Source organism: Agrobacterium sp. SORGH_AS 787 (assembly GCF_030819035.1).
Lineage (GTDB): Bacteria > Pseudomonadota > Alphaproteobacteria > Rhizobiales > Rhizobiaceae > Agrobacterium > Agrobacterium larrymoorei_B.
In genome coordinates this window covers 745,544-756,399 of record NZ_JAUTBG010000002.1, presented here as the reverse complement: position 1 = coordinate 756,399, position 10,856 = coordinate 745,544, and the positions used below count along the sequence as shown (strand labels likewise).

The window sequence follows — 10,856 nt, the reverse complement described above, 5'->3', positions numbered from 1 at the left end:
TTAGGAAGGCTGGAATGAATTTTAAAGCCGTTGCCGCTCACTTCGTCGTCATCTGTGGAGCGCTTCTTTCCTCCTCAGTCGCCAACGCTCAGGACAAACCCTTGCAGATCGTCGGCTTCGGCGACAGCCTCATGGCCGGTTATCAACTGGCGCCGAATGAAAGCTATGCTGCGCAGCTCGAAGCGGCGCTGAAGGCCAAGGGTGTCGATGTGGTCGTCACCAATGCCGGCGTTTCGGGAGACACGAGTTCCGCGGGCCTGGCGCGCGCCGAATGGTCCGTGCCGGATGGGACGGATGGCGTGATCCTTGAGCTTGGCGCTAACGATGCGCTGCGCGGCATTCCGCCAGCGGACACCGAGAAGAACCTGTCGGCCATTATCGAAGGGTTCCAGAAGCGCAATATCCCGGTCCTCCTGATGGGCATCATCGTGCCGCCGAATATGGGTGGCGATTACGGCAAGGCGTTCAACCCGATCTATGAGCGCTTGGCGCAGAAGTACAAAGTGCCGCTCTACCCGTTCTTCCTGGATGGCGTTGTGCTGGACCAAAGCCTGCAACTGGAAGACAGAATGCATCCTAATGCCAAGGGCGTCGCAGTGATGGTGGAGAAGTCTCTGCCCGCCGTCGAGGCCTTTGTTAAGACTATCAGTGAGCAAAAAAAATAAGCACTTGCGCAGCGAAGCTTTGCATGATTCGCTGTACTTGTTCTGCCAAGAGATTCGGGGAGCTCGCCATGCCGAGACTATTTACCGCCCTCGAAATTCCGCGCAATGCGGCGATGAGCCTTTCATTGTTGCGCGGTGGTCTGCCGGGAGCCCGGTGGATTGACGTGGAGAATTATCACATCACCTTGCGCTTTATCGGGGATATAGACGGTCGCACCGCTGACGAGGTGGTCGACCGGCTGGATCGCATCGATCGCGAGGAATTTCAGATCAACCTGACGGGCATGGGCTCCTTCGGATCGAAGAAGCCGCATTCCCTCTGGGCCGGGGTTTCTCCTTCCCCGGAAATGGTCGCTCTCCAGGCAGAAATCGAGCGCATCTGCCAGCGTCTCGGCCTGCCGCCGGATCCCCGAAAGTTCACGCCCCATGTCACGCTGGCGCGGCTTCGCAATTCGAGGCTCGATGATGTGGTCCATTATCTTTCGGGCCGCGGGGATTTCCGAACGTCACCCTTCACCGTCGGGCGCTTCGTTCTGATGTCCTCGAAGGAATCGGTCGGTGGCGGACCCTACATCGTCGAAGAGGCCTTCCCGCTCTATGAAAGCCGTTCGACCGGCATCTATTCCGACGCTGGACTGCTTCCGGAAAAGAGCCTGTTCTAAAATCCGCGCATCGATGATGCCTGATCAAGCATCGGCTGGGCCATTGTCCCGGTCGAGCGCCCATTCGCGTGACGATCTGACGGTCAAGCATGAACCAAAGCGCATGCCTGTCCGTTCAGTCGTCATGGAACAGTGTATAAGGGGGAGGGATCGTCATGACCTATGCAAAACTTGAAGCGGACGCAGTGCGAACGGCGCTTGAGACGCTGGACGGCTGGTCTTTGCGCGAAGACGGCCTGGCAATCGTCAAGGCCTACAAGTTTGCCAGTTTCGCCGAAGCCTTCGGTTTCATGGCTGAATGTGCGCTTGCGGCGGAGAAGCTCAACCACCACCCGGAATGGTCGAACGTCTATTCGCGGGTCAAGATCTGTCTCACCACGCATGATTCCCAAGGAATTACCGAGCGTGATATCCTGCTGGCCAAGGCCATGGAGAAGGCGGCTGCCGGGCGCGGCAATTGAACGGTGGTCTTGCTCGCCTATATTATTTGCGATGATCACAGGAACTACGACAATGGATGACGTCAAGATCGGTGAAATCCTGCTTCCCGGCGATCCCGACACGCAGAAGGAACGCGAACAGACGGTACGTGCCAAGTTCTGGCCGAAGATGAAGCGGGTCGTCAGCAAGGTGCCTTTTGCCAGAGATGCCGCTGCCGCCTATTATTGCGCGGTCGATCCCGCCACGCCCCTGCGTGCCAAGGGCATTCTTCTTGCTGCGCTCGGGTACTTCATCATGCCGATCGATGTCGTGCCGGATATGCTGGCGGTTATCGGCTTTACGGATGATATCGCCGTTTTGACTGCAGCGCTTGCTATGATCCGGGCCCATATCAAGATGGAGCATTACGACGCTGCCGACGTTGCGCTGGAAAAGATGCGCGGGGAATAACGGCTCTGTGATGGGCCGTTAGACGCGCTTCCAAATCCCGACAAATTCTTGCCTGAATTGCCGTGTCATACCTTTGGCGTGGCGCTGACTCGCGTCGCTCGAAGCGTGTTTTGCATGCGTTGAGGACCTCTAACGCATGTGTTTTTGTCAAGGCGTTTTCAGCCTTGGCGCGGCATGTTTTTTGGGGCGCGGGGAGTATCCGAACTGTAACACCGCGATACAATTCTCACCTTTTAATGATGGCGTTGACGGTTTGGTAACCGTTCCTTAGCCAAAATGAAGATGACGGCCTTCACCTAGCACCGGCCCGGCCTAGCCGTTCGGGCAACTGGAAGACAATAAACCCGGCAGGAAATTCAATGTTTGTAAGAAGTGTAGCAACCGCAGCCGCCATTTTGCTGACCAGCGTCAGCATTGCCTCTGCACAGTCGCCCACGCGCATCCAGCAGTTCAACGCTTGGGGTGCCTATTCGTACAAATCGGGTAAAAGCACCGTTTGCTATGTTCTGTCCGTTCCAACCGCCAAGGAGCCGGCAAGCGTCGACCATGGCGATATCTTCTTCATCGTGTCGCAGCGTCCCGGCCAGAACATCTCCTATGAGCCGCAGGCCATGGTTGGCTATCCTCTGAAGGAAGGCTCAAAGGTCAATGTGACGATCGACAACAAGAACTTCGTCATGTTCACCAAGGACAAGGCTGCCTGGGTCGAGAATGCCGCTGAAGAGCCGGCACTCGTTGCCGCCATGAAGGTTGGCAAGAGCATGACCGTCAAGGCGACGTCGGGTCGTGGCACGGCAACCTCCTATTCCTATTCGCTCTCCGGCATCTCTGCCGCGCTGAAGCAGATCGAAAGCTGCAAGTAAGCAAACGTCGAAGATCAAGTCTGATGGCCGGTCTCTTGACCGGCCATTTGCGTTTCTGCCGGTTTGATGCTAGATGCGCGCCCAACACGAATGCTGGCGACACCAAGATGATCGCCGCAGTTTTGGATTTCTCGACATGCAGATGACGTTCCGCCGTTTCGACAGGTCGGTTTTGCTCGTGCATTGGATGATGGGATAGGACGATGTCCACTTTGGAAGCTACACCCGGTCTTGCCGTCAAGGCGCCTCTGGTCCCCAATGGCGACCTCATGTCCGGCAAGCCGTCGCTGATCGGCATGACGCGCGACGAGATGGCCGATGCGCTGATGGAAATCGGCGTGCCGCAGAAGCAGGTGAAGATGCGCGTCAGCCAGTTGTGGAACTGGCTCTATGTGCGCGGCGTCTCCGATTTCGACAACATGACGAATGTCGCCAAGGAGCTTCGCGAGACGCTGAAGGCGAAGTTCACCATCGCGCGCCCGGAAATCGTCGAAGAGCAGATCTCCAATGACGGCACGCGCAAGTGGTTGATGCGCTTCCCCCCACGCGGTGCCGGTCGCCCGGTGGAAATCGAGACCGTCTATATTCCAGAAGAAGGCCGCGGGACGCTCTGCATCTCCAGCCAGGTCGGCTGTTCGCTCACCTGTTCCTTCTGCCACACCGGCACGCAGCGCCTGGTGCGCAACCTGACGGCGGAAGAAATTCTCTCGCAGCTTCTGCTCGCCCGCGATCGTCTGGGCGATTTCCCGGATGGCTCGACGCCGGTCGGCGCCTATGTGCCGAGCGAAGGCCGCAAGGTCTCCAATATCGTGATGATGGGCATGGGCGAGCCGCTCTATAATTTCGAGCATGTGAAGACCGCACTCCTGATCGCCACCGACGGCGACGGCCTGTCGCTCTCCAAGCGCCGCGTGACGCTCTCCACCTCCGGTGTCGTGCCGGAAATCTTCCGCACCGGCGACGAAATCGGCGTGATGCTGGCCATTTCGCTGCATGCCGTGCGCGACGAGCTGCGCGACATGCTGGTGCCGATCAACAAGAAGTATCCGCTGAAGGAACTGATCGAAGCCTGCCGCAATTATCCGGGCCTGTCGAATGCGCGCCGCATCACCTTCGAATATGTGATGCTGAAGGACGTCAACGACAGTCTGGAAGATGCCAAGATGCTGATCCAGCTTCTCAAAGGCGTTCCGGCCAAGATCAATCTTATCCCCTTCAACCCCTGGCCCGGCACCAACTATCAGTGCTCGGATTGGGCGCAGATCGAGAAGTTCGCCGACTTCATCAATCAGGCCGGCTACGCCTCACCGATCCGCACCCCTCGTGGACGCGATATTCTGGCAGCCTGTGGCCAGCTGAAGTCGGAATCCGAGCGCATGCGCAAGACCGAGCGCCTGGCGTTCGAAGCGATGATGATTGCCAATCATGGGGCTGACGACTGAATTTCCGGTGTCGTCGCCCCGAGGACAGCCTCAGTCTTGAGCCTTTCCGGTACGGGGTCTGTGGCGACACCCTTTTTTGACATCACCCTCGAATCCAGGTCATGTCCCGCTGCCACTGGCAGCTTTTACTTTATCCGCTGCGTCCGCTCACGATTGCAGTTTGCTCGGCACAGGGTTTGTCCATAACTCATCCAGCTCAGCAAACACTCGCTTGGCAAAATCGTCTTCCAAGAGGGCAAGTGCGGATGTTGACACTGGTTCTATGGTAAAAAGCTCGGCATAGCCCAACGCTGAAAGACGTTGAGCACAGGACGGATGAGAGGACAGTTCGTCGACCTCTATCGACCATGCGTGGCGCGCATAGCTGTTCAACAGGTCACTCATATTGAGCATAGACACCGCGTTCAAAAGGCTTTTCGTGGGCGAAATGACAGGTGGCACTGGACCCGTGCGTTCTTTCCGCAACGACTCATAAAATGTTTGCTGCAGGAATATGGCGGACGCATCGACCAGCAGCAGGGCGCGAGCGGCCTCCTCGCCGTGACCACCCTTTGCCGCTTCGAGGTCGGCTTTGATCTCGGCGTCTCGAGACAGACGCATCTTCTCACGCGCAAATGACGGTGAGAGTCTTTTCCATAAAGCGTAGAGCAGGTGCCCGGTGATTGATTTATCCGGTGGAGCGAAGTCGAAGACGATGTTGAGGCTTTCTTCGAGTTCTGCCAGACGGAGCTTTCCATTCACATCCTCGTTCAGCACGTGACCATTCTCATGGATAAGAATGGCAAACATCGCTTCTTTATCTGTGACTGCCAGCAAAGGAATGCCGACCTTCAGCTGGTAATAGCGGCGAAATCCGAGCAGAGTGCGATGCATCCTGATGCTCGCATTCACCGCGTCACCCAATGTAATCGCGGTTTTCCTGGCTATGGCCTTTCCAGCAACAGCTTCCCACATGGACCATAGTCCAGGGGCTTGGGCTCGACTGATCCCATTGACCTTTTTGCTCGATAGATTTGCAAAGAATATGCCCTTCAACAAAGCGATCGTGATGTCTACCGTCCATAAGGCAAAGCCGATCAGAACAAAAAGCCAAATGACGTGCTGATCTAACAAAAAGAAGCACAGGCTCATGATGAGTGCCAGCAGCGCGATCAGAAACAGTAAAGTAAATCGCCCGAAACGGCGACCGGCAGCCAGAATAATCTTTGCCAAATCAAGTCTCACTCAAAGGCTGACGCCACCGATCGCACAGGGCAATTTGCTGGAACATTCCGATGACATTTCCCAGCCACTGTCTCAAGATTCTTATTGCTGGGAAAGTGGTGATCTATCGAAGAGAGCACATGCCGACGAAGGCCTAGGCTGCTTGATTGCTTCGGGCTTGAGTACCTATTGCAAGAGTACGTCTGTAGCGCGATCGCGGAAATTTTGTCTTAAGCCAGCCGGTTATTGGCGTTGAGCTTTGGCTGCGGGGCATCAGGCCGGTGCGGTGAAGACGATATTCAGGAGAAGAGGATCGACAGTTTCGATCTATTTTTCCAGCAGAACTCATATACCTCCTCTGTTTTTCGTGCGCTTTACCCTTGATCCAATCAAATATTTGATCACTCCGATCTCTCCCGCATGATTGATTTCGGCTTTACCCTTTCCTAAAGAAGGCGGGAAAAGCAAAACAATCGGAGGAATACCCCTATGCGCGCACTTATTCTGGCGCTCGCCGCCGCCACGGCTCTTGTCCTTCCTGCCAAGGCGGAAGACGTCACCGTCGCTGTCACAGCCATTGTCGAGCATCCAGCCCTCGACGCCGCACGTGATGGTGTGAAGGCAGCGCTTGCCGAGGCTGGCTACAAGGAAGGCGAGAACCTCAAGTTCGTCTACCAGTCCGCACAGGGTAACCCCGGCACCGCCGCGCAGATCGCCCGCCAGTTTGTTGGCGACGCGCCGAATGTCATCGTGCCGATCTCCACGCCGTCGGCGCAGGCCGTCGTTGCCGCAACGCGCGATATTCCGGTCGTCTTCACCGCGGTTTCCGATCCCGTCGGCGCGCAGCTGATCAAGTCGATGGAGAAGCCCGGCCGCAACGTGACCGGTCTTTCCGACGCGCTTCCGGTCAATGAGCATCTGGCTCTGGTCAAGGAAATCGTGCCGTCTGCCAAGACGATCGGCTACATCTACAACTCGGCTGAGGCCAACTCCGTTTCGACGCTCGCTCTGCTGAAGGAAGCAGCAGCAAAGGCGGGTCTCACGGTTGTCGAATCCGTCGCCACCAAGTCCTCCGAAGTTCAGGGCGCGACCCGTGCGCTGGTCGGCAAGGCGGATGTCATCTACGTCCCGACCGACAACACCATCGTCTCCGCCTTCGAAGCGGCAGCCGGTGTTGCGGCTGAAGCGAAGATCCCGCTCTTTGCGGCTGATACGGATTCGGTTGCTCGTGGTGCCGTTGCCGCGCTCGGCTTCAACTATTTCGATGTGGGCAAGCAGACGGGCGCTGTCGTTGTGCGTATCCTGAAGGGTGAGAAGCCCGGCGATATTCCAGCAACCACAGCTGTTGGCACCGACCTTGTTCTCAACAAGAAAGCCGCTGAAAAGGTTGGCGTCACGTTCCCCGAGAGCGTTGTGAAGCGCGCCACGAAGGTGATCGAGTAACACCGGACTTTTCGTCTCGTGTTATCCTCGGCCCTAACGGTCCCATGGATGCTCAGGTCAAGGACGACCATGACGAAAGCAACGTTTCGACCTTCATTCTCAATCGAGAGTGCCGCTGACAAGCGGCGCTCTTGCTCTATCGGCCCGGCGAAACATCCGGTCGAAAAACCCAAGGACTTCTGTCGTGAGCCAAATCGCCTTCTGGGGTGCCGTCGAACTGGGGCTGGTCTTCGCCTTTGTCGCTATCGGCGTTTATCTCGCCTTTCGCGTGCTCGATTTTCCCGATCTGACCGTTGATGGTTCCTTTCCGCTCGGCGCTGCCGTGGCGGCGGTGCTGATCATTGCCGGTCTTAACCCTTGGCTGGCAACAGGCGTTGCGATGATTGCCGGTGCCGGTGCGGGTATGGTCACGGCGCTTTTGAATGTCCGCTTCAAGATCCTCAATCTTCTCGCATCCATCCTGACGATGATTGCGCTGTTCTCGGTCAATCTGCGCGTCATGGGCAAACCCAATGTGGCGCTGCTGAACCAGGAAACGGTCATCGAGCCCTTCTATGGTCTCGGCGTCTCCGACTATCTGGTGCGGCCCCTTTTCGTCGGCCTGCTAGTGATCGTTGCCGTCATCCTCGTCTGGCGCTTTCTGGAAAGCGATGCGGGGCTTGCCATGCGCGCTACCGGTGCGAATGCCCGAATGGCCCGCGCTCAAGGGGTAAAGACCGGCAACCAGATCTATCTCGGCATGGCGCTGTCCAACGCGCTTGTCGCTCTTGGCGGTGCGCTCTTTGCCCAGACCAATGGTTTTGCCGATGTCACGTCCGGTGTCGGCACCATCGTCGTCGGTCTTGCCGCCGTCATCATCGGTGAAACGCTTTTTGGCGCGCGCGGCATCCTGATCGCGCTGATCGGCTGCGTCTTCGGGTCGATTGCCTATCGTCTCGCCATCCAGCTCGCGCTCTCCAGCGATGCGCTGGGGCTTAAGGCGTCCGACCTGAATTTTGTCACCGCCGTTCTGGTGGCCGTCGCCCTTATCCTGCCGCGCCTGCGCCGTGGAGGAGCCGCATCATGATTTCACTGTCCGATATTCAGGTCATCTTCGGCAAGGGAACGCCGCTGCAAAAGCAGGCGCTCTCCAAGCTCAATCTCACCATCGAAAACGGTTCCTTCGTCACCGTCATCGGCTCCAACGGTGCCGGCAAGTCCACGCTTCTGGGCGTGCTGGCGGGCGACGTGCTGCCGAGTGCTGGCAAGGTGACGATCAGCGGCGTGGATGTGACACGCAAGCCGACCGCCAGCCGTGCGGGCCAGGTGGCGCGAGTGTTTCAGGATCCGCTGGCGGGAAGTTGCGGCGCGCTCACTATCGAGGAAAATCTGGCGCTAGCAGCCGCGCGCGGCAAGGTCCGCGGTCTTTTGCCCGCACTCGGCGGTGGACGTCGGGCATTCTTCCAGGACCGCATCGCCTCACTTGGCCTTGGGCTGGAAAACCGGCTGAAGGATCGCATGGATCTTCTGTCGGGCGGTCAGCGTCAGGCGGTTTCGCTCGTCATGGCAACGCTTGCTGGTTCCGATGTCCTGCTTCTCGACGAACATACCGCAGCGCTCGATCCCGGCATGGCGGAGTTCGTTATGGAGCTCACCCGCAAGGTGGTGGAAGAACGCAAGCTTACCACGCTGATGGTGACGCATTCCATGCGCCAGGCGCTGGATTACGGCGACCGCACCATCATGCTGCATGCGGGCGAAGTCGTTCTCGATGTGTCGGGCGAAAGCCGCAAGGGCTTGCAGGTGGAAGACCTGATCGAGATGTTCCGCAAGATCCGCGGCCAGACGCTCGATGATGACGAGTTGCTGATCGGATAAGGAAAAAGGCGCCGGACAGGCGCCTTTTTCGTATCCGCTTATTACTTCGCCTGCGTCAGGAAAATCTTCACGGCAAAGAGCGAGAAGACACCGGCGATGGTGTAATCCAGTCCCCGCAGGACCTTGCGATTGCGTTGCAGCCAGTCGGAGAGCGAGTCTGCTGCAACGACAATGCCGATGCCGATCGGCAGGGCGACGATGATCGACCAGATGCCGAGGAAGATCAGCTTGCCGGTGACGTGCGGGTCGGAGGCTGTAACGAATTGCGGCAGGAAGGTCATGAAGAAGATGATGACCTTGGGATTGAGCAGGTTGACCCAAAGCCCGTTAACCAGAGCCGATGTCATCGACGCATCCGTCTTCTGCTCCTTCGGGCGCTCCATGACGAAGTTGGAGCCGTGGCGGATCGCCTGTATCGCAAGCCAGACGAGATAGGCAGCACCCCCCGTCTTCAAGATCATGAAGGCCGTTGGCGAAGCGACGATGAGCGCGGCAACGCCGAAGGCGACCAAAAGCGTGTGAACAGTAATTCCAAGATTGGTGCCGACCAATGTCATGAAGCCCGCCTTGCGACCCTCACGCAGCGAACGGCTGATCCACAGCGTCATGTCCGGACCGGGCGTCACCGCCAGTACGAGAATGGCGATGGTGAAGGCAATGAGTGTCGGCAGGCTCGGAATGAAGTCCACGGCGGTACCATTCGGCTAGGGTTCAGATGCCTACCCATAACGCTGTTTGATGAGCCTGCCAATTCCTCTTCACGTTGCGTCAGCTATTCAGGAACGTCCGGAAATGCTCGGCATAATCGCCATGCCAGCGCGACAGTGGCGGCCGGTTCTGGACGATGTCGTTGGCAGCCCAGAGAATGCGCTTCTCGTCGGTCTTTCTGTCCACCTCGTTATCGGGGCAGAGAATATAGAAATCGCCGCGACCGATGCTTTGCAGCATGAACTCCACCGTCTGTTCCGGCGTCCAGGCTCCCTCCGGCTTTTCGGTGCGATCGCCTGCGGTGAGGCCGGTAAAGACGAAGCCAGGGATGAGCAGATGCGCCGAGATCGAGCCCTTGTCGGCATTGCGCAACTCATGCTCCAGCGCTTCCGTGAAGGCCTTCACACCTGCCTTTGAGACATTATAGGCGGGGTCGCCAGGTGGTGTGGTGATGCCCTGTTTCGAGCCCGTATTGATGATCAGCCCCGGCTCTCCATGCGCCAGCATGCCCGGGCCGAAGACACGCGTGCCGTTGACGACGCCCATCAGGTTGACGCCAAGCACCTTGTCCCAGTTGGCCTGCGGGCCAAAGAGTGCGCTGCCCGGCTGAATGCCGGCATTGTTCATCAGCACATGCACGCGCCCGAAGCGCTGGATGACGGCTCTTTCGAGGGCCTCAAGCTCATCGAGCTTCGACACGTCGGTCGGAATGGCGACGATTTTGGCTGCGCCATCATTCACCTCTGCGGCGATCTGGCTTTCGGCGGCTCGCAGTTTTTCGCCATCGAGATCGACCAGCACGACGCTCATGCCGAGATGAGCAAACTGGCGTGCCGCGGCAAAGCCTATGCCGGATGCAGCGCCGGTGATGACGGCAACATTGTCTTCTGCGAATGCAGGGTGAAATCTCGACATTGGTTTCTCCTTCTCCAGGGCCGACTTTTTCGAACGGCGGTGGCATCCCATGCAACCAAGCACATCTCAGGCGCACTTGGAAAATGCGTGTTTTTCTCTCTCAAGTCACGTGACAAGTCGCCGGGCGCTCGATGTGTTCCCGGGCCTGATCCATTTTCATTATCTCTTGCGTGTGCCGATAAACTCGCTAAAAGTGCCGCAATCTCA

Annotated in this window: 12 protein-coding genes; 9 read left to right on the top strand and 3 right to left on the bottom strand. The window is 57.8% G+C overall.

Translation table 11 applies throughout. The features are described from left to right. Positions 1-14 precede the first annotated feature (14 nt). The 6 genes from QE435_RS13040 (at position 15) to rlmN (ending at position 4,523) form a co-directional block, all read left to right on the top strand. A complete protein-coding gene (locus QE435_RS13040; RefSeq protein WP_349041627.1) occupies positions 15-665 on the top strand; it encodes an arylesterase in 651 nt (216 codons plus the stop codon). 68 nt (positions 666-733) lie between these two features. Continuing rightward, positions 734-1,327, top strand: a complete 594-nt coding sequence (thpR, locus tag QE435_RS13035) for an RNA 2',3'-cyclic phosphodiesterase (protein ID WP_306934561.1) — start codon at positions 734-736, stop codon at positions 1,325-1,327. Positions 1,328-1,482: 155 nt separating this feature from the next. Further along, complete coding sequence (locus QE435_RS13030) at positions 1,483-1,788, top strand: 4a-hydroxytetrahydrobiopterin dehydratase (protein ID WP_062424920.1); 306 nt, start codon at positions 1,483-1,485, stop codon at positions 1,786-1,788. Positions 1,789-1,840: 52 nt separating this feature from the next. Then, on the top strand, positions 1,841-2,218 hold the full coding sequence (locus tag QE435_RS13025) for a YkvA family protein (RefSeq protein ID WP_306934559.1): 378 nt from the start codon (positions 1,841-1,843) through the stop codon (positions 2,216-2,218). A gap of 359 nt (positions 2,219-2,577) precedes the next feature. Further along, complete coding sequence (locus QE435_RS13020; protein WP_306934558.1) at positions 2,578-3,081, top strand: invasion associated locus B family protein; 504 nt, start codon at positions 2,578-2,580, stop codon at positions 3,079-3,081. A 269-nt stretch (positions 3,082-3,350) separates the two neighbouring features. Further along, positions 3,351-4,523 (top strand): 23S rRNA (adenine(2503)-C(2))-methyltransferase RlmN, encoded by a 1,173-nt coding sequence (rlmN, locus tag QE435_RS13015; protein WP_306934924.1) that lies wholly within the window; start codon positions 3,351-3,353, stop codon positions 4,521-4,523. 147 nt (positions 4,524-4,670) lie between these two features. On the opposite strand, the gene QE435_RS13010 is transcribed toward rlmN, so the two are convergent. Beyond that, positions 4,671-5,735: a M48 family metallopeptidase gene (locus tag QE435_RS13010; protein WP_349041626.1), complete on the bottom strand. Its 1,065-nt coding sequence runs from the start codon at positions 5,733-5,735 to the stop codon at positions 4,671-4,673. A 480-nt stretch (positions 5,736-6,215) separates the two neighbouring features. Between QE435_RS13010 and QE435_RS13005 the strand changes: the two genes are divergently transcribed. From QE435_RS13005 to QE435_RS12995, 3 genes are all read left to right on the top strand, one after another. Then, positions 6,216-7,169: an ABC transporter substrate-binding protein gene (locus QE435_RS13005; protein WP_349041625.1), complete on the top strand. Its 954-nt coding sequence runs from the start codon at positions 6,216-6,218 to the stop codon at positions 7,167-7,169. A gap of 184 nt (positions 7,170-7,353) precedes the next feature. After that, positions 7,354-8,235 (top strand): ABC transporter permease, encoded by an 882-nt coding sequence (locus QE435_RS13000; RefSeq protein ID WP_309771914.1) that lies wholly within the window; start codon positions 7,354-7,356, stop codon positions 8,233-8,235. Further along, a complete protein-coding gene (locus QE435_RS12995; RefSeq protein WP_309771913.1) occupies positions 8,232-9,026 on the top strand; it encodes an ABC transporter ATP-binding protein in 795 nt (264 codons plus the stop codon). Before QE435_RS13000 ends, QE435_RS12995 begins: the two co-directional genes overlap by 4 nt. 41 nt (positions 9,027-9,067) lie before the next feature. Here the strand turns inward: QE435_RS12995 and QE435_RS12990 are convergent, their stop codons facing one another. Both QE435_RS12990 and QE435_RS12985 read right to left on the bottom strand, forming a co-directional pair. After that, positions 9,068-9,715 (bottom strand): LysE family translocator, encoded by a 648-nt coding sequence (locus tag QE435_RS12990; protein WP_306934553.1) that lies wholly within the window; start codon positions 9,713-9,715, stop codon positions 9,068-9,070. Between the two features lie 79 nt (positions 9,716-9,794). After that, positions 9,795-10,649 carry an SDR family NAD(P)-dependent oxidoreductase gene (locus QE435_RS12985; RefSeq protein WP_306934552.1) on the bottom strand — a complete coding sequence of 285 codons (855 nt, stop codon included), beginning with the start codon at positions 10,647-10,649 and terminating at the stop codon, positions 9,795-9,797. Positions 10,650-10,856 lie beyond the last annotated feature (207 nt).